17 protein-coding genes are annotated in these 18,960 nt (G+C 69.6%); 5 read left to right on the forward strand and 12 right to left on the reverse strand.

The genetic code is table 11. The annotated features are described in order from the left end of the window. Positions 1-102 precede the first annotated feature (102 nt). Positions 103-1,695, forward strand: coding sequence for a methyl-accepting chemotaxis protein (locus tag JYJ93_RS04470; protein ID WP_206786803.1), 1,593 nt, complete (start codon positions 103-105; stop codon positions 1,693-1,695). Positions 1,696-1,761: 66 nt separating this feature from the next. Here JYJ93_RS04470 and JYJ93_RS04475 read toward each other — a convergent pair whose 3' ends face one another. Genes JYJ93_RS04475 through JYJ93_RS04485 form a run of 3 tightly spaced genes read right to left on the reverse strand, consistent with a single transcriptional unit; the run spans position 1,762 to position 4,235 of the window. Further along, positions 1,762-2,067: a helix-turn-helix domain-containing protein gene (locus JYJ93_RS04475; RefSeq protein WP_242543665.1), complete on the reverse strand. Its 306-nt coding sequence runs from the start codon at positions 2,065-2,067 to the stop codon at positions 1,762-1,764. After that, the gene (locus JYJ93_RS40525) at positions 2,064-2,528 is read right to left on the reverse strand and encodes a type II toxin-antitoxin system RelE/ParE family toxin (protein WP_277989506.1); all 465 of its coding nucleotides are present in this window, start codon (positions 2,526-2,528) and stop codon (positions 2,064-2,066) included. The genes JYJ93_RS04475 and JYJ93_RS40525 overlap by 4 nt, the downstream gene beginning before the upstream one ends. Positions 2,529-2,582: 54 nt before the next feature. Then, positions 2,583-4,235, reverse strand: a complete 1,653-nt coding sequence (locus tag JYJ93_RS04485) for a formate--tetrahydrofolate ligase (RefSeq protein WP_206786805.1) — start codon at positions 4,233-4,235, stop codon at positions 2,583-2,585. A 182-nt stretch (positions 4,236-4,417) separates the two neighbouring features. Here JYJ93_RS04485 and JYJ93_RS04490 point away from each other — a divergent pair, with 182 nt between their 5' ends. Next, entirely contained in the window at positions 4,418-5,197 is a 780-nt protein-coding gene (locus JYJ93_RS04490) for a hypothetical protein (RefSeq protein WP_206786807.1), read from the forward strand. A 4-nt stretch (positions 5,198-5,201) separates the two neighbouring features. Here JYJ93_RS04490 and JYJ93_RS04495 read toward each other — a convergent pair whose 3' ends face one another. From JYJ93_RS04495 to JYJ93_RS04510, 4 genes are all read right to left on the reverse strand, one after another. After that, positions 5,202-5,870 carry a hypothetical protein gene (locus JYJ93_RS04495; RefSeq protein ID WP_206786808.1) on the reverse strand — a complete coding sequence of 223 codons (669 nt, stop codon included), beginning with the start codon at positions 5,868-5,870 and terminating at the stop codon, positions 5,202-5,204. 10 nt (positions 5,871-5,880) lie between these two features. After that, entirely contained in the window at positions 5,881-6,543 is a 663-nt protein-coding gene (locus JYJ93_RS04500) for a DUF4276 family protein (protein ID WP_206786809.1), read from the reverse strand. Positions 6,544-6,546: 3 nt separating this feature from the next. Further along, the gene (locus JYJ93_RS04505) at positions 6,547-7,713 is read right to left on the reverse strand and encodes an AAA family ATPase (RefSeq protein ID WP_206786810.1); all 1,167 of its coding nucleotides are present in this window, start codon (positions 7,711-7,713) and stop codon (positions 6,547-6,549) included. Between the two features lie 97 nt (positions 7,714-7,810). After that, positions 7,811-10,522: an AsmA family protein gene (locus JYJ93_RS04510; protein WP_206786811.1), complete on the reverse strand. Its 2,712-nt coding sequence runs from the start codon at positions 10,520-10,522 to the stop codon at positions 7,811-7,813. Between the two features lie 239 nt (positions 10,523-10,761). On the opposite strand from JYJ93_RS04510, the gene JYJ93_RS04515 reads away from it, so the two are divergent. Further along, positions 10,762-12,174, forward strand: coding sequence for a hypothetical protein (locus JYJ93_RS04515; protein ID WP_206786813.1), 1,413 nt, complete (start codon positions 10,762-10,764; stop codon positions 12,172-12,174). Here JYJ93_RS04515 and JYJ93_RS04520 read toward each other — a convergent pair. After that, complete coding sequence (locus JYJ93_RS04520) at positions 12,161-12,622, reverse strand: fibril protein (protein ID WP_206786815.1); 462 nt, start codon at positions 12,620-12,622, stop codon at positions 12,161-12,163. The genes JYJ93_RS04515 and JYJ93_RS04520 overlap by 14 nt on opposite strands. Before the next feature lie 163 nt (positions 12,623-12,785). Next, a complete protein-coding gene (locus tag JYJ93_RS04525; protein ID WP_206786817.1) occupies positions 12,786-13,703 on the reverse strand; it encodes an iron-containing redox enzyme family protein in 918 nt (305 codons plus the stop codon). Positions 13,704-13,765: 62 nt separating this feature from the next. Here JYJ93_RS04525 and JYJ93_RS04530 point away from each other — a divergent pair, with 62 nt between their 5' ends. Further along, on the forward strand, positions 13,766-14,704 hold the full coding sequence (locus tag JYJ93_RS04530; RefSeq protein ID WP_206786818.1) for an arginine deiminase-related protein: 939 nt from the start codon (positions 13,766-13,768) through the stop codon (positions 14,702-14,704). A gap of 75 nt (positions 14,705-14,779) precedes the next feature. On the opposite strand, the gene JYJ93_RS04535 is transcribed toward JYJ93_RS04530, so the two are convergent. Beyond that, the gene (locus JYJ93_RS04535) at positions 14,780-15,532 is read right to left on the reverse strand and encodes a sterol desaturase family protein (protein WP_206800089.1); all 753 of its coding nucleotides are present in this window, start codon (positions 15,530-15,532) and stop codon (positions 14,780-14,782) included. Positions 15,533-15,889: 357 nt separating this feature from the next. On the opposite strand from JYJ93_RS04535, the gene JYJ93_RS04540 reads away from it, so the two are divergent. Continuing rightward, positions 15,890-16,228, forward strand: a complete 339-nt coding sequence (locus JYJ93_RS04540) for a hypothetical protein (protein ID WP_242543666.1) — start codon at positions 15,890-15,892, stop codon at positions 16,226-16,228. Between the two features lie 16 nt (positions 16,229-16,244). Here JYJ93_RS04540 and JYJ93_RS04545 read toward each other — a convergent pair whose 3' ends face one another. Continuing rightward, positions 16,245-17,351 (reverse strand): hypothetical protein, encoded by a 1,107-nt coding sequence (locus JYJ93_RS04545; protein WP_206786820.1) that lies wholly within the window; start codon positions 17,349-17,351, stop codon positions 16,245-16,247. 30 nt (positions 17,352-17,381) lie between these two features. Then, positions 17,382-18,899, reverse strand: coding sequence for a VWA domain-containing protein (locus JYJ93_RS04550; protein WP_206786821.1), 1,518 nt, complete (start codon positions 18,897-18,899; stop codon positions 17,382-17,384). Between the last annotated feature and the right edge of the window lie 61 nt (positions 18,900-18,960).

The following is an 18,960-nucleotide window of genomic DNA, read 5'->3' on the forward strand; positions in this document are numbered from 1 at the left end:
CGCGGAAGGATGAGCGACAATGAGCTGGCGCAGCAGGCCCGGCGCGGGAGTACGGCCGCGCTTCATCGGGATGGGTGACATGGGCGCGCGAGGGGGTGCGTGATGGCGATGCGGCTCAAGCAGAAGATGATGGTGCTGCCGACGGTGGCGGCGGTGTTCCTGGTGGCCATCGTGGCGGTGACGGTGGTGCTGGGCGCGCGCACGCGGAATGCGTCGGAGCGCATCGGCTCCAGCCTGGCGCCTTCGGTGAGCCAGGCGCAGACGGCTCGCGCCGGGTTCGCCGCGCTGCACCAGGACATCGTCGACGCGGTGGCGCTGAACGCGGTGAAGCAGGAGACGCTGGACGCGCAGATGGAGGGGCTCCAGAAGGGGCTCACGGCGCTGCGCGCGTATCCGGACGTGGATGTCCCGAAGGTGGAGGCGCTGCAGGCGGCCTTCACGCGCTACTGGAAGGAGGCGTCGCAGGTGGTGGCGCTGGCGGCGCGCAATGACACGGCCGCGGAGGCCGCGCTCGCGAAGCTGGAGCCCGCCTACCGGACGGTGCACGACGGCCTGGAGTCCGTGACGGCGCAGCAGGAGGCGTCGCAGCGCGAGACCTTCATGGAGGTGTCCTCGCTGCACGGCATGACGCTGACGTGGGTGCTGGTGCTGGCGGTGGCGTGCATCGTGGCGCTCGCGGTGGCCACGGTGTGGCTCTTGCGCGAGGTGACGACGCCCCTGGCCCGGCTGACGGCCACGGCGACGCGCATCGTGCGGGAGGGTGACCTGTCGCTGGCCATCGACACGAGCGCGCAGGACGAGGTGGGCGAGCTGGCGCGCAGCATCCAGTCGCTGATGACGCGGCTGGGCTCGGTGCCCAACACGCTGCACTCGGTGGTGACGGAGCTGACGGCGGCGGCGGCGCGGCTGAACGCGGCGAGCCACGAGCAGCTCAACTTCCTGACCAGCCAGTCGCGCAGCCTCACGGAGGCCAGCTCCACCATCGCGGAGATCGCCCAGACGTCCGGCATGGCGGCCAGCCGCGCGGAGATGGTGTTGAAGGTGGCGGCGCAGGCGGACGCGTACAGCGCCTCCGGGCAGGTCTCCATCGAGCGCAGCGCGGAGGGGTTGCAGCAGATCCGCGCGCGGGTGGGCGCGCTGGTGGGGAGCATCGGCGTGCTGTCCGAGCAGGCGGTGCACGCGGGTGAAATCATCGGCAGCGTGAAGGACCTGGCGGACCAGTCGAACGTGCTCGCGTTGAACGCGGCCATCGAGGCGGCGCGGGCCGGTGAAGAGGGCCGGGGCTTCGCGGTGGTGGCCAAGGAGATGCGGGCGCTCTCCAGCCAGTCGCTGCAGAGCACGCAGCGCATCGGGAAGATCCTCCTGGAGATCAACCAGGCCATCCGCGAGACGGTGGGCATCGCGGAGGAGGACAGCCAGAAGATGGAGGAGGGCATCGAGCAGGTGCTCTCGTCCGCGACGACGCTGAAGGACATCACGCAGGTGGTGCAGGAGAGCAGCCAGGCAGCGCGGCAGATCGTCGCCTCGGTGACGCAGCAGAACGCGGGCATCACGCAGATGACGGAAGTGGTGACGCAGCTGTCGGAGATGATGAGCGACGTGGTGATGGCCACGAGCAACGCCGAGCAGGCGGTGGGGCAGATCAACACCTCCCTGGGCAAGCTCCAGGAGCTGTCCACCACCTTCCGCGTCTAGCCGTCCGCGAAGGCATCCAGCAGGGCCCACGGGCCGCTCCGGAACACCGGGGCGGCCCGTCGTGCGTCAGACGCCCTTGAGGATGATCCGCTTGTCGCCGAAGACGGCGGAGACCTCGATTTCTCCGCCCATGGCCTCCACGGCGCGCCGGAGCGTGGAGAGCCGGTGGTCATCCCGTGCCTCGGTCTGGGAGAGCTGCCCCTGGGAGATGCCCATCCGTTCGGCGAGCTGCGTCTGTGTCAGCCCCGCGAACTCGCGCACCTCCCGCAGGCTCATCTCCAGGAGCTCTTTGCGGACGCGCTCGTCCTGCTCCTTGAGTTGCGCTGCCGTGAACTTCTCCCGGCGCATTCCCTTCCAGCTGTGGAGCTTCATGACTCCGTCTCCTCGCGCTCGTTCTTCGAATCGTCGTGAAGTCCGGCGGCCCTCTCCCAGAGGTACTGCAGCCAGATCTTCTCCGCCTGGGGGATCATCCGCTCGTAGAAGCGCTTGTCTGCGGTCTTGTCGCCTCCCAGGAGCAGGACCGCGTTGCGCTCAGGGTCGAAGGCGTAGAAGACCCGGATGGGATGCCCTCCGGACTGGATGCGAAGCTCCCGGAGCGGCTGGGAAGACCCCTTGAGCTGGCTGCTGTACGGGAACCCAAGTGCGACCCCCTTCGCGGCCAGAAGCTCCACCCCGTGGTCCACGGACCGCGCCGTCACCTCGTCGAGAGCAAGGAACCAGTCACGGAACTCATCGGTTCCGAAGACTTCAATCCCGTGGGACGGAATATCATTCCTGGATGATATTCCGTCAAGATGATGGGGGGATGGTTTGGTGCGCTTGGAGTGGGGCAGGGGCGGGCTCTCCCGTCGAGAGAAGACGGGAGACCCTAGGCCCTACCCCTGACGTCACTCGCCCTGCATCAGGCCCGTGATGCTGCCGTCCGGGTGGACCGTGACGCGGCGGGCGGCGGGCTCGCGCGGCAGGCCCGGCATCGTGAGCAGCTCTCCGGTCAGCGCCACCAGGAAGCCGGCTCCCGCGGACAGGCGCACCTCTCGCACCGTCAACGTGAAGCCTCGGGGCCGGCCTGTCTTCGCCGGGTCGTCCGACAGGGACAGGTGTGTCTTCGCCATGCACACCGGCAGCCCTGCGCCTCCCAGCGCTCGCGCCGTCTCCAGGTCCTTACGCGCCCCCGGCGTGAAGGCCACATCGTCCGCGCCGTACACCGTGCGCGCGATGGCGCGGATCTTCTCCTCCGGCGTCTGCTCCAGCTCGTAGAGGAAGCGCGGCTTCGGCGGCGCCGCGTCCGTCGCGTCCAGCATCGCGAGCACCGTGTCCGCCAGCTCCAGCGAACCCTCGCCGCCCTTGCCGAACCCGTCGCAGACGGCGATGCCCACGCCCCTCGCCTTCGCGAACGCCCGCAGCTCGTCCAGCTCGCTCTCCGTGTCCTGCGGGAACCGGTTCACGCACAGCACCGCCGGCAGGCCGAACGCCGCCACCGACTCCAGGTGCTTCTCCAGGTGGTTGAAGCCCTTCAGGAGCGCTTCGCGGTCCGGATCCGCGACCTTCGCCGCCACCGCGCCGCCGTGGTGCTTCAGCGCCCGCAGCGTCACCACCAGCATCACGCCCCGGGGCCACACGCCCGCGCTCCGGCACTTGATGTCCAGGAACTTCTCCGCGCCCAGGTCGAAGCCGAAGCCTGCCTCTGTCACCACCTCGTCCGCGTACGCGAGCGCCAGCCGCGTGCCCACCACCGACGAACACCCGTGCGCGATGTTGCCGAACGGCCCCGCGTGGACGATGGCCGGGCCGCCCTCGCGCGTCTGGGCGAGGTTGGGCATCAGCGCGTCCTTGAGCAGCGCCACCATGGACGCCGCCGCGTTCACGTCGTTCGCGCGCACCGGCGAGCCGTCCGGCGCCTGCCCCACCACGATGCGCCCCAGCCGCGCCTCCAGGTCCTTCAGGTTCTCCGCCAGCGCGAGGATGGCCATCACCTCGCTGGCGGCCGTGATGTCGAAGGACGTCTCGCGCGGCACGCCGTGCGCCTTGCCGCCCAGCCCCACGATGACGTTGCGCAGGAACCGGTCGTTCATGTCCATCGCGCGGCGCCAGCGAACCCGCGTGCCCTCCAGCGCCACCGGGTGGCCGTAGTACACGGCGTTGTCCACCAGCGCGGACAGCAGGTTGTGCGCGCTGGTGATGGCGTGCAGGTCGCCGGTGAAGTGCAGGTTGATGTCCGCCGCCGGCTCCAGGCTCGCCTGCCCGCCGCCAGTGCCGCCGCCCTTCACGCCGAAGACAGGCCCCAGGGACGGCTCACGCAGCGCGGCCACCGCCTTGCGGCCCCGCTTGCGCAGGCCCATGGCCAGCGCCACGGACATGGTCGTCTTGCCCTCGCCGGGGGGCGTGGGGTTGATGGCCGACACCAGCACCATGCGGCCCTGGCGCGAGCCACGGCCCAGGGCGTCCAGCGACACCTTCGCGCGGTCGCGGCCCCAGGGGAGGATGTCTTCCGGCGCGAGACCCAGCTCGGCGCCGACTTCAGTGATGGGACGGAGCGTCATGGCCGGGGACTCTCCGTGGCCCGCGGGAGGAGGTCAACGCTCGCGACATGGGGGGCAGGCAGGCGCGCGTCGCAGGCCGGTTCCCCGGGAGGCGGGCGGGGTGGGAGGATGCAGGCGCAGGGCGGAGAGCTTTGGGGGCGCGGATGGAATACGCGGCCGGGAGCTCCGTCAGGGAGAGCATCATGAACCGCATTCTCGGCATCGCATCGGTGGGGATGGCTTCGCTGGCACTCGGGGTGGCCCTGTGGGGGCCTGGGAAGTCGGAGGCCCCCGTCGTCCAGGAGGCGCCCCGCGCGCAGGACTCGACGGCGGACGTCCGGGCGCTCCAGAACCGGGTGAAGGCGCTGGAGGAGACGGTGCAGCTCTTGTCCCGGCGCATGATGGCCTTCGAGCAGGGCGGCGGCACGGCCCAGGCCGGCACGGGCGGTCCTCCGCCCGCGGGCCTGGAGGCGGAGGTCGCGAAGCTGCGCGAGGAGCTGCGCGGCGTGATGATGGGCGAGGCGCTGAGCAACGACAGCGCGAAGCAGTCGCTGAAGGAGCTGATGCGCACGGTGCAGGACGAGCAGCGCACCGAGCAGCGCCAGCAGTGGCAGCAGCAGGTGGACCAGATGCGCGTGCAGGCGGAGACCGAGCGCTCCCAGCGCATGAAGGACTTCATCCGCAACGCGGGGCTCAACTACAGCCAGGAGCAGACGCTGACGAAGGCGATGCAGGCCGAGGACGCGAAGCGCCAGGAGCTGTCGTCGGCGATGGCGGGAGGCCGGCCGGGGCGTGACATGCGCCAGCAGATGCGAGACCTGCGCACGCAGACCGACGCGGAGATGCAGAAGGTGCTCAGCGCGGAGCAGATGACGCAGTACCAGCAGATGCGCCGCGACGACATGAACCCGCGCGGCGCGGGCGGCCCCCGGGGCGGGCCCATTGGCGGCGGCTGGGACACGCGCGCCGCCGGGGGGCAGTAGCCGCTCAGGCCCGCAGGACGTCTTCGAGGTCGAAGGCGTCCGCCAGGGCCAACGACGGGGTGCACAGCAGCACAGGGATTCGTGAGGACGCCGCGCGAGCGGATTGGACCCGGTCCCAGATGGCATTCGCGGGCAGGTCCACGTCCCGTTCCTCCAGGAAGAGGAGCGGGACGTTCGCGTCGAAGGACTCCGCGGGCTGGACACGGAAGCCCCGCAGGAAGCCGTTCATCGCCCGCGAGGCACTGTCGGCGATCTCCCCCAGCCACGCGGCTTCTCCGTCGCCCAAGGAGGCCGTGGGGCCGGGAGGGAAGGTGGAGAGAAAGGCCTCGTCGCGAGGCGCGTCGGACTCGACGAAAGGGAGCGATATCCCCGCGAGCAGGGACAGGTCCTCCTGGACGACGCGCCACCGGCCGTCGGGAAAGCGCCGCAGCGTCACGCTGTAGTCGTCGCCATCCACACCCAGCACCAGCGTCACGGGGCCGTCCACCGCGTCCAACACCTGCGTCTGTTGAAGCCGGCCATGGGTCAGTTCGCGCAGCAACGTGAAGAACGCCACCAGGTCGCGCGTGACCGTGCCCTCCGGATCCACGAGGACTGTCAGCCGGGGCCTCGGCACGAAGTCGCGCAGCGAGCGCAGTCCCTCGGCCTGGATGCGCGTGAGCCGGTTGGACATGGCCGCGGGCCTATTCCTTTGCGAGGGCTTCGAGCTTCGACAGCCACTGGGCGAAGTGGGGACACGCGGCGCGGATGGCCGGAAGCCCGATGCTCATCACCGCCAGGGGACCGTGCAGGGTCTTCTGATAGCCGGGAGAAACAGCCAGGACGCGCTTGGAGGGAGCCGTGTCTGGATGCTCGTTGATCTCCTCGGGAGATTGCGCGCTGGCCCGGATGACCTGGAGCTTCGTGATCTCCTCCGTGGAAAACGAGATGGAGCACTGGCTGGGGTCGGTGAACAGCAACGCCTCGAACTCGTGCAGCACCAGATGGGGCAGGAAGCGGCGATGGCCGATGTCCTCTGCGAAGGCGCGCTCCACATGGTCGACGCGCGCGTAGCAGTCACCTTGGGGACGGGTCGCGAGTCCTGGGAAGTCCTTGGGCAGGCCGTAGTAGTCGAGCATCGACGTCACGCACGTTGCCCCTGTATCGCCAAGCAATCGCCGCAGGTCCCCCTGGACGAGCGCGTATTGGGGAACGCCGCCTTTGAAGCTGCCGCCTTCCTTGACGTACTTGGTGACCACCAGACGCGGAATGAGTGCCAGCCCCAGGCGAAGCAGATGAGGTGCGAGCACTTCGCGGACGAAGGTCTCCTCGGTCTGCCCTTCCACGAGGATGAGGACTCGCTTCATGGCTCAGCCCGGACGACCGCCCAGGACGTTCTTCTCCCAGAGTTCTCCCAGGCTGTAGCTCTCCAACCAGGAAGCGGTTTTTTCCGCGGTAGGGCGGTGGAACGTGGACGCGCGGTCCTGTCGGTCCACGATGACAAGGTCTTCCGGGGTGAACTGATTCACCAGTGTCACGGACTGCGTGGAGAGGATGATCTGGGACTTCTGTGATGCGCTGCGCACCATGCCGGCGAGGAGTTGGATGGCATAGGGGTGCAGGCCCAGTTCTGGCTCGTCGATGATGATCATCGGTGGGAGTTCAGGCTGGAGCAGGAGCGTCGCGAGGCAGATGAAGCGAAGTGTTCCGTCCGAGAGCGCATGCGCGTTGAAGTAGTCGTCGGATTCGCGTTCGGACCACTCCAGCAGGATCTTCTGCTCATTGAGCGGGCTGGGTCGAAGGCGGAAATCGTCGAAGTAGGGCGCCGCGAGTCGGACCGTCGCCACAATGCGGCGATAGCTGTCGGAGTGCTTCTCTCGGAGGAGATAAAGGAACGCAGCAAGGTTCGAAGCATCCGCGCGGAGGGCTTCGTTATCATCGATGTTCTGGGTCTGCTTCAGGCGGGCGCTCGAGCTTGTGTCGTGAAAATGATAGACTTTCAGTCCGCCGAAAAGAGAGCCTAGCTGGGCGAAGGATTGTTTGATGTCTTTGACGAGGGGCTTCATCATCGGGCGCGCGCTCTTCTCAAGCCAGATGAATGCATCTCGAAGCACTGACTCGTGTGATAGCGCCCAGCCAGCTTCGCGCATCGGGCGCTGATCTGTTGCCAGCGGGAAGGGAGGGGGAGCACTGTCGGATGGGAGTGCGATGGTCTCATTCGTGATGATGAGGGAATCGTCATCCGAGGGGGCCAGATCGAACTGGTGCGAAGTCTTCTGCTCGGAAAAAGTGAACTTGAGTCGGAGGAGTGGCGTCCGCTTCCTGCCGTAATGCAGCAGGCTGTCAGCGCCCCCAGCCTGCGCGACGTGCTGCTGAAGCTTCCCCTCCCTCATCCGCTGAAGCAGCGTGAACACGGAGATGAAGTTGCTCTTCCCCGCGCCGTTCGCGCCAATCAGGACGTTGATGGGACGCAGGTCGAGCGCCATCTCCTTGATGGACTTGAACCCCGCGATTTCAATCCGCTCCAGCGTCGGCATCGTCCACCCACCTTACGACGTCAGCCCCTGAAGCAGCCACGCCGCGAAGCTCCCGGAGGAACCTCGCGGCGCGAGTGATGCCAGGCCTCTCCGGCGCCTACTTCCCGCCGAAGATGCCCTTGAGGCGCTTCTTCGCCTCTTCCTCGGCGCGCTGCTTGGCCTTCTCCTGCTCGAGGCGGGCCTGGTCCTCCAGCTTCTTCTTCTCCTCGTTGGCGCGCGCCTCCAGCTCCTGACGCTTCGCCTCCGCTTCGGCCTTCGCCTTGTCCTGGCCGCCCGTGATGATGTCCTGCACGGCCTTGCCCTTCTCACCCAGCACGCCGCTCAGCGCGGCCCCTCCGGCCAGCTTCAGGATGGTCGTCGCCGCCGGCTTCACGTCCACGCCCGTCACCTCCGGGCTCCACGCCTTGCCCGAGATCTTCAGCCCCACCGGGATGGCCTCCGTCGGCGTGACCTTGCCCACCGTCAGCGTCTTGATGGTCGCGGGCGTCAGCGACACGCCGCCCGTCAAATCCAACGTGCCGTCCAGCCCGATGCCGCCGTCGAAGCTCATCGCCGCCTCCGGCCGCGTCCAGGTGATGGGCTTGCTCAACTGCGCCACGCCGTTCTTGATGGTCACGCTGAAGGGCAGGTCCGCGCCCAGCGACGTCACCTCGCCGCTCTTGAGCGCCTTCGCGAAGGGCAGCGCCTTGGCCAGCGGCCCCGTGACGGACGACACCAGGTCCTTGCCCAGGAACGTGCCCTCCAGCAGGTTGCCGTTGATGCCGCCCAGCAGCGTCTGCTTCAGCCTGTCCGGCGTGTAGCCCACGCCCTGCACGTCCACGTTGCCGTTGAACTTGCCCGTCAGCACCTGCTTCGGCGTGCGCGCCGCCAGCGCCTGCGCCATCTCCAGACCCTGCACCTGCACCTTCGCGGTGAAGGGCCGGGCCTCCGGCGCGGGCCCCAGGCGGATGGTCGTCCCGTCCGCCACCACCTTGCCGCCGTAGAGGCCCGTCGAGAACTTCTCCACGGTGATGAGGTCGTCCACCATCTTCACCACGCCCGTCACGTTCGTCAGGTCCATCGCCGTGTAGCGCAGCGACGCGATGGCGAACTGGATGTCACCCCGGTAGCCGTTGAAGCGGTTGGCCTCCACCGGCGGCTCCGGCGGGAGCTTGCCGCCGTTGCGCGCCAGGACCTCCTCCTCGCTCATCAACAACTTCTCCGCATCCAGCTTCGCGGCCTTCACGTCCGCCTTGAAGGTCGTCGTCGCCTTCTTGCCCGTGCCCGCGAGCGTCACCGTGGCGGTGCCCGTCACCGTGTCCTCCAGCGCGCCCAGGCTCATGCTGGTGACGTTCACCGTCATCCCGCTGCCCGTCTTCGCCGGCGCGTACGTGCCCGCCGCCGCGACCTCCAGCCGCTGCCCCGGCGCCTTGTTCACCAGCAGGCCCGGCCGCATGTCCACGCCGTTCAGGTCCGCCTTCGCGTCGAAGCGCAGCGCGCCGCCGCTCGCCGCCGCGCCCGTCACCTTCGCGTTCAGCTTCATCGCGCCGCCGGCTTCCTTGGACAGCTGAGCCGGCACCCGCAGCCGCACCGGCGTCAGGTCCACCGCGATGTTGATGGCCTGCGCCTCCTGCGTGCCACTGCCGCGCACGTCCAGGCCAATGGGGCCGGCGATCATCCCGTTGAGCTGCTTGCGCAGCGGCGGGTAGTACTCGGCGAGCACGGCCGGATCCAGGTTGCGGCCCACCAGCTCGAGCCCCTCCACCGCGGGCTTGTCCGTGAGCAGCCCCTTCACCTTGCCCTTGCCCGTGATGGCCGCGGGGCCCAGGTTCAGGTTCAGCTTGTCCAGCGCCAGGTCGCCGGTGGCCATGTCGCCCGTCACGTCCGTGTCGAGCACCACGTCCAGCGCCTTGCCTCCTTCGGAGCCGGCGAACTTCATCCCCAGCGCCTTGATGACGCCCACGAGCTTCGTGGGGCCCTTGCCGCCGGGCACCGCGCCGCCCAGGTCCGCCTTCCAGTCCGCGTCCAGCGTGCCCGCCTGAAGCCCCACGTCCGGGGGCAGGAACGGCCCCAGCGGCGACAGGTCGATGTGCTCCGCCTTCAGCGTCACCTGCTCCGGCGTGGGGATAAGCGTCGCCGGCAGCGGCGCCGCGGCGAGCGTCATCTTCAAATTCTGCTTCTCCGCCAGCACCGCCGCCGCCAGGTCCACCTTCAGCGGCTGGCCCACGCGCAGGTCCTTCACCTCGATGTCCAGGTCCTTCACCGCCAGCTCGCGCGCCTGCGCGCCGCCCGAGCGGTCCACGAAGCGGATGACGCCGTCGGTGAGAGCCGCGCGCTCCACGTGCACGCCCGACAGGTCCGTGGGCTGCGTCTCCTCCTCCGGCGTCTCCTCCTTCGGCTGCTGCGCGGCCAGCTTCTCCTGGAGGCGCTGCACGTTGGTGGTGCCATCCGCCAGGCGGATGACGTTCACGGTGAGCCCGGACACCTCCGCGTCCTGCACGCGGATGTCCTTGCCCTTGGAGGTGAGCAGCGGCATCGCCGCCACGCTCACCGTCACGTCCTTCACCTCCGCGAGCGGCAGGTCCTCGCCCTCGGCGGCGCCCACGCTGACGTTCTGGATGCGAGCGCCCACGTAGGGAAAGAGCTTCGTGGAGACGTCGCCAATCTCGATGGGGCGCCCCAGCTTCTGCGAGTACGTCGCGGCCTGGTCCCGCGCCGTCTTCAGCAGGATGGCGTCCAGGCGCCACAGCACCACCGCCACGATGGCGATCAGGAGGACGAGGATGCCTCCCAGCACATACGGCCAACGCTTCTTCTTCACAGCCGCCACGGTTCCTCCTCCGTCGGGAGAGCGATCGAACGCTTAGCGCAGCGCCAAGAGGGCCGCACCTCCCATGCTCGAGGGGAGGTTGTAAGCGTGACGGTCAACACCCGGGGGGAAAGTCACACTCCTGTCGACCCTTGCATCTAGGCACGAAGGGTCCCGCTCGGAAGGGGGTCGCTTGAGTCCCCACGACTTCGTGGATTCAGGAGTTTGACGGGTGCTCTGGGACCCTGAAATGAAGGGCCATGGGGAACACGACGCGTCTGGGGATGGCAGTCCTGTCGGGAGTGTGTCTGGCGACGCCCGCGGTGGCGGCGGAGCGCGGGGGCTGCAAGGAGTTGTTCGTCGCGCCGCTGGAGGCCGCGCTTCCACGGACGAAGCCCGGCGGTGCTCCGTGGGACGTGGACTCGCCCGCGGATCCCCAGCTCACCGCGGTGCCCACGAAGCGCAAGGGCGCGAAGCCCGTGGTCATCGGGCCCCGGATGGACGACACGGCGAGCCCCCGCTGGAACAGCGTGTTCGTGGAGCCCGGGCAGTCGGGCGGGTGGCTTCGCGTGGGCGCGGGGGACTCGCTGGACCTGACCCTGACGGACCAGGATGGCCGCAAGGCGGAGGTGGTGGGCCGCTACACGGTGGCGGTTCCTCCCGACGTCGCACGCCACGGCGTGGCCTACGCCCAGGCCCGGGGCGCGGACGGCTCCGAGCTGTCCCTGCGCTTCTCCGTCACGGATGGGACGCGTCCGTGCGCGGGCCTCGAGCCGCCCGTCACCGTGGAGACCGTGCTCCCGTCAATGCTGATCCGCGCGAAGGTGGACGCGGCCTTCTTCGCCCGCATCCGGCAGGTGCTCGGGTGCGACCAGAAGCCCGCGACGGCCGAGGAATGCCAGGCGGGCTCCTATGCCGCCACCTTCTCGGACCCCAACCGGGATGGCGTCCCGGATGCACAGGTCATGGGCGGTCCATTCGGAGCGGACAAGCGCCAGGTGATTGGCGTCGCATGGGGCTTCGACCCCGCCACGCGCAAGGAGCTCTTCGTGGGTGAGTGCGAGGAGCTGGCGCTCGTGCAGCACACGCGCGAGGCTTCCTGCTTCCTGGGGGACATGGCGACCCTGGTGTCCATCGACGGAGCGGGCGGCGTCCGCACGGCGCCGAAAGAGGAAGCGAAGAAGCTCGTCGCCTCGGAGCCCCGGACCGTTGCCACCACCGAGGTGAAGCTCTACCTCGGCGAGCTCTTCCAGCAGCAGCGGCGGTTCTTCGAGCGCCAGGAGCGCTTCACGGACAACATGGAGGCGCTGGGGTTCAGCCCCAGGCGGGGCAACTGGTACATGTACCTCCTGGACCCGCGCAAGCCGGAGTCCATGGTCTCGGCGACGTCGTACGAGCTGCGCGACCGGCCCGGGCCGTCGAGTTTCGAGACCTCGGGCTGTCCGGTGACCCCGGCCACCGCCCCGAACGGCGAGAAGGTGGGCCTGGGGTTCGCCGGAGCGCAGAAGCCACGGCACTTCATCGCATACGCGATGTCGAACCTGGATGACGACGAGGACATGGACTGCTGGTCCATCTCCAGCCTGGACCGCTCGACGAAGGACGGCACCCCCATCCCCGCCGGCCGGCCCTTCCACGAGCAAGACGACCTGGAGGCCCCTACAGGTCGATGACCTCCGGCTCCAACCCGGACGGGGGCGGCGCGTCGCCCTGGCCTTCCAGCAGGAAGCCCCAGGGCGCGTAGACGTTGCCGCCGGTGAAGGCGTCCACGTAGAGCACCACCGGCGTGTCCAGGCCTTCGTACGTCACTTCGAAGATGGACAGCTGGCCCTGGGACTTGCCCTGGCCGTCCACCTCGGTGAACTCGCAGCAGTCCCCCATGCGGCGCCACGCCACCGGCTGGCCCTGCGGGCCTCTCAAGAGCTTGAAGTACGCCATCACGCCCTTGTCGCCCCAGCCCACCCGCACCGGGTTCTCCGGCCGGGTGCCGTAGGTCAGCGGATCCGGCCGCTTCGGCATCAGGGGCGCGGTGCGGCGCATCACGTCCTCCATGGACGTGCCCGGGGAAGCGCACGCCGTCAGGAGCAGCAGCGCGGCGGGGATGCATCGGAACAGGGACATCGGGGCCTCCAGCTCGGCATTCGCGAACGCCCCAAGCTGGCGCCCGCACTGCTTCCGGCGCATCCCCGGCCCCGGGCGGACCGTCCTTCGGGAAACGCACCCCCGAGCCTGGCGCACACGCGCAAGGTCCCGGGGGGAAGGACGGCCAGGCTCCGCGCCGCTTTCAGCTGAGCGACTTCAGGTCCAGGCCCAGCTCGTGGCGGTAGCGCTCGAAGCACCGCGCGCCCGCCGTCAGCCGCAAGAGCGCCCCTTCCGCCAGGGGACGCGCGCACGCGGGGTTCGCCTCCACCAGCGGACGCAGGACCTCCTTGTTCCAGGTCTCGGAGTGCTTCACGTCCAGCGTGGAGTGCAGTGCGTAGTAGCGCCGCACGCGCATGTCGAACCCCAGACGCTTGAGGCCCTCGTTGACGCACGCGGTGCGGCCCGGCGCCGTCTCCTCCACGATGCCCAGCGCGCCCACCGCGTGGTACGTGTAGCGGCGGTTGAACGCGAACGCGCAGAGCAGGTTCGCCAGCGCGTGCGCTTCCCACACCGTGCCCTCGTCCGTGGGCTTCAACCCCAGCTTCTGCGCCATCTCCGCGAGCATCGGGCCGTGCATCGCGTCCTCGCGCCCGCGGCCCATCTCGTCCCAGTAGTTGCGCGCCAGCTCCAGCTTCGCCCGCGTGGGCAACTGCAGCTGCGTCAGCGCCACCAGGTCGTCGAAGCCCGCCTCGCCCGCGACCTCCTGCGTGAGGAACCAGTCCATCTGCTCACGCGTGGCCTGCGTGGCAAGCCACGGGAACAGCGGATCATGCTGTCCGGGACCGGACTCCTTCAGGTCCTCGAACCACGCGATGAACCCGTCCGCGTCCTCCGGTGCTTCGGCGGCCCATGCCGCCACGCGCTGTCGCTCCGCCTCCACATACTCACCCTCGAGCAACCGCAACTGCGTCTCTTCCTGCACGGCTGCTCGCCAGCCCTCGGTGGGAAAGCCCGGAGCCAGTCGTGCGTGGTTGAAACGCAAGAGGGTCCGGTGAAGCCGTTCGGACAGGCGTGCGTCCTCCATCCCCGCTTCCCCAGCCACCTCGCCAAGCCCGCTCATGGTGCGCACCCTCTCTTCACATCACCGGAAGGCGGGAGTGCCTTCCGGCCACATGTATGGGGATGACCTTGCACACCGGCCACATCGCTCCCGCCACCTTCGCCGTCAGTCAGGTGCGCTGTGAGAAGGACCACGTCCGCTCTCGCGACTGCGCGTATCAGGTCGCATGGAACATCAACCCGCATATGAAGCCCGGCGCCGTCGCGTGGCGGCGCGCCTGCACGCAGCACCGCGAGTTCCTGCGCGCCCTGCGTGAAGCAGGCGCGGGCTTCTTCGAGCTGCCCTTCGTCCACGGCGCGTTCGACTCCGTGTTCGCCAAGGACAACGCGGTGCTCATCTCGCAGGAGGGCGAGCTGCGCGCCCTGCTCGCCACCATGCGCCACGGGCAGCGCCGCAACGAGCAGCTCGCGCGCGCCCGGTGGCTGTCCGCGCGCGGCTTCGACGTCATCGAGCCGCCGCGCGTGCACATCGAAGGCGGCGACGTGGCCATGCTGCCCTCGGGCCGGGGCGCCCTCCTGGGCTGGGGCATGCGCTCCACGCAGCGCGCCGCGGGCGTGCTGGAGGCGTTCCTCTCCGCGCCCGTCACGCCGCTGGAGCTGTGCGACCCGTACCTCTACCACCTGGACACCGCGCTCACCGTCCTGTCCGACGGCACCGCGCTGGTGTGTCCGGAGGCCTTCACGCCGGAGTCGCTGCGCATGCTGGAGCGCACGGAGGGCATCCAGCAGGTGGTGCCCATCGCGCGCGAGGACGCGCTCGCGTTCGGGCTCAATCTGGTGGAGGTGGGCAACACCGTCATCGTCGGCGCGCGCGTGCCCCGCGTGGAGGCGGTGCTGCGCGGCCTGGGGCGGCGGCCCGTCAGCGTGCGGTTGGATCAGTTCCACCTGGCCGGCGGCAGCGCGGCGTGCCTCGTGGCGCGCGTGCACACCCTGCCGCCCCTGTCCGCCCGGCGCTTTCGCGAGGAGCAGGAGCAGGACGTGGCCCAGCCGCTCTCCGCGTGACGTGCGCCGGAAACGAAGAACCTCCCCGGGCGGCGAAGCGCGCGGGGAGGTCCGGGGTGAAGCGGGAGCGGATGCTCAGGACTGCTGTTCGCTGGGGACTTCCGTTGCGCTCAGCGCTTCGGCCTGCTGGAAGCGGCGCGGGTGGCCGTCGCCGCGGGTGCCGCCGGAGAGCTTGTCCACCCAGGGGTACTTCACCGCCTCTTCGGCCGTGTAGCCCAGGTTGAAGACGGTGGGGCTCTTGGGCTTGTCGGAGGCCTTCTCGTACAGAGTGCCGAACACGCGGTCCCAGAAGTAGTTGGTGATGCCGTAGTTGCCCTGCTCGTTGTGGAAGTGGTGGGACATGTGCAGGCGCTTGATGTCCTTCAGCCACTTCTGCTGCGGGGCGTAGTTGAGGTGCTGGATGCAGTGGCAGAACTCGTAGAAGCACGTCGTCACCATGCCCCAGCCCAGCGCCGCCGCCGCGCCGGACCGGCCGCCGATGAGGTAGCCGATGGGCGTGAGCACCAGCGCGATGGTGGGCAGCGTGGTGTGCAGCGCTCCGAAGAGCACGCGCAGGTCGTGCGGGTCCTGGTGGTGGTCGAAGTGGATGCGCTTCCACGTCACCGCCGTCGCCGCGGACTTGTAGAGGAAGCGCCCGTGCAGGATGTACCGGTGGATGAGGTACCAGCCAAACGGGTACGCCACCGTGGCCAGCAGCACCGCCGCGCCCATGCGCACCGGCGCCTCGAACCACTTCACCGACAGCACGATGCAGGTGATGCCGATGAGGATGTACGCAACGACGGCGTAGTAGGTGAAGAACGAGTAGACCAGGTCGCGCAACGACATCCGGTCCAGGTTGTGCTTCCGGTTCAGGAAAGAGACCGCCACGGGGATTCCCTCACTATCCGCTCCGCCGCGGGCCCCGGGCTGCCGGGGTGCGCGGGGCTCGAAGGCTTGCTCGCATCCCGGCCCTTGGGGTGATGCGGAGTTCCTGAGCTATCAGTCAAGAGGCCCCTTGGCCCAGGAACGATGGAGGCTCTCTTAGCGCCTTCCTGGAGGCGTTGAGAAGCTCCACTGTTGCCGCGCCCGCACATTGTCTGTCCGCCCGCCCTACATCCGACCCAGGGTCGGGCTTCCGTGCGGGAAGTCCACACCCCACCTTTCCGCCCACAGGCGCGAGCGATCGCGCGAGGGGGCAGACAGATGGCGCGCAAGGCACAGGGACAACAGGGCAGTGAGACCCAGGCGGGGGAACGCCCCGCGCGGCGGAAGATGGCCACCCGGAAGAAGGCGGGCGCCCCCAGCGAGGGACGCCTGGAGCTGCGCCGGGACATCGCGGAGTACCGCGCCGCCGCGGAGGCTCAGGCCGACATCGTGCGCGAGCGCATCAACGCCGCGCTGGAGGTCAGCCGCCGCACGCGCGAGGAGATTGAGCAGCGCATCGCCAGCGAGCTGCACACGCCGCGCGTCACCGCCGCGAAGAAGGCCGCGGCTCCGGCGCGCAAGCGCACCCGCGCCGCCCCGCGCACGTCGGCGAAGTAGGACGCGCCCCCGGCCTTCAGGAGCGGATCGCCGGAGCCCGCGCGGCCTGCGCGTTTCCCTCCGGGCCGGAGGACTCCAGGTCCAGCGCGGAGAGCTTGTCCGCCAGCGCCTGGACCTGGTCGTCGCCGCCGCCACCCGGAGAGGACGCGGCCCGGGCGCCGATGAAGCACACGCGGGCCCGCTCCAGCAGGGCCACCTGGGCGTGCAGCTGCGCGAAGAGGCGCTCCTGCTTGCGCGACAGCGCATCCAGGTGGTTGAGCTCCTCTCCCAGTGACGCGGCGGCGCGCTCCAGTTGGCGCCGGGCCACGCCGTCCTGCGTGTCTTGGGCGCGCTTCTTCAACTCCTGCACCTGCGAGTCCACGCTCCCCTGGGACGCGGAGGCCAGCTGCGCCTCCAATTCGGTGTGGGACTCGGCCAGGGTGAAGGCGTCGCGGGCCAGCTTCCCGAGCACGCCCTGGAGCTTCTCCAGCCCCGGGCCCCGGGCCAGCTTGCGCGCTTCATCCTGGCACTGGCGGTAGAGCGTGAGCGCGCGGGCCACCAGGCCTCGCACCTCGCCGGTGAGCGTGGCCTCCAGGCGCATGCCCCGGGTGGCCACCGCGTCCACGTCCATGGCCAGGTTCGCCGGCAGCGTGCCGATGCTCCAGAACAGCGCCACCACGGCGTAGTCCACCATCAGCGGGAAGTAGCCCCACGCCGGGAGGAAGCGCGCGTCCAGCACCTGGTGCACGTACAGGCCCAGCGCGGTGGTGACGGCCGCGGCCCCGGCGCACAGCGCGACCTGGAGCGGCGTGCCCACGCTGTCACGCCCGTTGCCCCGCCACGCCAGCAGCCCCGCGGCGATGGCGCCCGCGACCGTGTGTGTCCAGGGCGACCCGAGCCCCAGCACATAGGGCAGGGCGGGCAGCAGCACCATGCCCGCGCGCACCAGGAGGTTCTCCGCCGCCCTGGGCTTCACCGCGGTGATGGCCGCCGCCATCAGCGCGAAGTAGCCCGGCTCCACCGGGACGCGCAGCACCTGCCGCGCCACGCCGGCCACCATCGCCATGGCCCCGGCGCCCACGAGCGCGTACAGGCAGCGCGACTCGAAGTCCTCCCGCCGGATGAGTTGGATGGAGAGCGACATGGCGCACCGTGCTCGCGGACCGCGGGGGGACTAGTAGCTGTTGCTCTGGCCGAAGTTCTTCATCGTCTTCTTCTTGAGGTTGAGGGCCTCTTCGCGGACCTCGGAGTCACTCCGGGCATTGCCATAGGCTGCCTGGGTCCTGTCCAGGTCCGCAAGCTCCCCCGAGAGCGCGGACGCCGAAGCGCCGAACAGTTTACGCGCGTTGGTCAGGAGGTTGAGCGCGCTCTCGCGGTTGCCGCTCTGCATCTGCACCGCGGCCGCCTGGAGCTGCTGGGTCCCCAACGCCCGGATGGCATGGACGCGCACGTCGCGGTCCAGGTTCGCGTGCACCACCTGGACGTCGTCCGTCACCTTCGCGGCCAGCGCCAGCGTCACTTGCGACGGCAGGTCCGCCGCCACGTCCACGTACGACACCGCCGCGTCCAGCACGTTCATGTCCGCCGCGTTCGCGGGCGCGTCCAGCGTCAGCTTCGCCACCACGCGCGCGGACTGGCCGCCCGTCAAGTCGTAGAGGGGGATGCGCACGACGTTGCCGTCGCGGGTGGACGGCAGGCCCATCACCTCCACGCCGCTCACCCCGGGCGGCAGGGTCAGCGTCAGGCTCACGTTGCGAGCGACGGTGCTGGCGGCCTGCTCCAGCTCACGGGTGAAGATGGCGGCCAGCTGCGAGGAGTCGCTGACGAAGCCGGAGAAGCCGCCGCCGCGCTCGGCCATGCCGCGCATCAGCGTGTCGTTGAAGCCGCTGCCCACGCCCAGCGCGCTCACGGTGATGCCCGTCTCGCGCAGCCGGGCCACCGCGGAGAAGAGGCCGTCGTTGGACGTCACGCCCTCGGTGGGCTCGCCGTCGCTCAGCAGGATGGCGCGCGTCACCCGGTACTGCGTGGCGTACGCCCGCACCGCGTCCGCGCCCGCCATCAGCCCGCCGCTCATGTGCGTGCCGCCGTTCACCTGGATGGCGTCGATGGTGCTCAAGAGCTCACGGCGCGTGGCGGCGTTGATCTCCACGCTGGGCACCACCTTCACGTCGGAGCCGTAGTGCACCAGCGCTAGGCGGTCCCCGTCGCGCAGTTGCCGCACCAGCTCCTGCGCGGCGCGCTTCGCGTCCGTCAGCTTGGAGCCATCCATGGAGCCGGAGCGGTCGATGACCACCGCCAGGTTCACCGGCACGCGCTGGACCTTCTCCGGCATGCGCGCCGACAGCTCGAACACGGCGAAGGCCTCGCCCGGGCCCGTCTTCACGTACGCGCCGGACAGCTTGCCCGTGAGCTCCACCGGGCCGGCCTTGCCGGACGCGGGCTGGCCCAGGACGACGGGCAGCACCCCGTTGATGGGGGCCTCACCCGGCTGGATGACGGTGTGGGTCTGGTCCACGGTGGAGGTGGCCACGGCCGGGGTGCGGCGCGGGTGCCCGTTGGGGAGCCGGTCGGAGACGGGCGCGTTCATGGGCGGGTGCGAGGTGCCCTTCGCGAAGAACGAGCGCGCGTCGAGCGCGAGCGCGCCCACGAACAGCAGGCCTGCGAGGGTCAGCAACAGCTTGGTGCGGTTCATGCGCGACGGACCTTCCCCCAAGGGGTGCGAGCGGACGAGCACACGCTCGCAGACCCGTCAC

The sequence above is a fragment of the Corallococcus sp. NCSPR001 genome (genome assembly GCF_017309135.1).
Classification (GTDB): Bacteria; Myxococcota; Myxococcia; order Myxococcales; family Myxococcaceae; genus Corallococcus.

Bases quoted from the DNA above. Each gene is read 5' to 3' on its own strand.
- JYJ93_RS04535 (WP_206800089.1), bottom strand. From the start codon at position 15,532: ATGTCGTTGCGCGACCTGGTCTACTCGTTCTTCACCTACTACGCCGTC.
- JYJ93_RS04550 (WP_206786821.1), bottom strand. From the start codon at position 18,899: ATGAACCGCACCAAGCTGTTGCTGACCCTCGCAGGCCTGCTGTTCGTG.
- JYJ93_RS04520 (WP_206786815.1), bottom strand. From the start codon at position 12,622: ATGTCCCTGTTCCGATGCATCCCCGCCGCGCTGCTGCTCCTGACGGCG.
- JYJ93_RS04525 (WP_206786817.1), bottom strand. From the start codon at position 13,703: ATGAGCGGGCTTGGCGAGGTGGCTGGGGAAGCGGGGATGGAGGACGCA.
- JYJ93_RS04505 (WP_206786810.1), bottom strand. From the start codon at position 7,713: ATGCCGACGCTGGAGCGGATTGAAATCGCGGGGTTCAAGTCCATCAAG.
- JYJ93_RS04500 (WP_206786809.1), bottom strand. From the start codon at position 6,543: ATGAAGCGAGTCCTCATCCTCGTGGAAGGGCAGACCGAGGAGACCTTC.
- JYJ93_RS04515 (WP_206786813.1), top strand. From the start codon at position 10,762: ATGGGGAACACGACGCGTCTGGGGATGGCAGTCCTGTCGGGAGTGTGT.
- JYJ93_RS04485 (WP_206786805.1), bottom strand. From the start codon at position 4,235: ATGACGCTCCGTCCCATCACTGAAGTCGGCGCCGAGCTGGGTCTCGCG.
- JYJ93_RS04490 (WP_206786807.1), top strand. From the start codon at position 4,418: ATGAACCGCATTCTCGGCATCGCATCGGTGGGGATGGCTTCGCTGGCA.
- JYJ93_RS04540 (WP_242543666.1), top strand. From the start codon at position 15,890: ATGGCGCGCAAGGCACAGGGACAACAGGGCAGTGAGACCCAGGCGGGG.
- JYJ93_RS04475 (WP_242543665.1), bottom strand. From the start codon at position 2,067: ATGAAGCTCCACAGCTGGAAGGGAATGCGCCGGGAGAAGTTCACGGCA.
- JYJ93_RS04530 (WP_206786818.1), top strand. From the start codon at position 13,766: ATGACCTTGCACACCGGCCACATCGCTCCCGCCACCTTCGCCGTCAGT.
- JYJ93_RS04545 (WP_206786820.1), bottom strand. From the start codon at position 17,351: ATGTCGCTCTCCATCCAACTCATCCGGCGGGAGGACTTCGAGTCGCGC.
- JYJ93_RS04495 (WP_206786808.1), bottom strand. From the start codon at position 5,870: ATGTCCAACCGGCTCACGCGCATCCAGGCCGAGGGACTGCGCTCGCTG.
- JYJ93_RS04470 (WP_206786803.1), top strand. From the start codon at position 103: ATGGCGATGCGGCTCAAGCAGAAGATGATGGTGCTGCCGACGGTGGCG.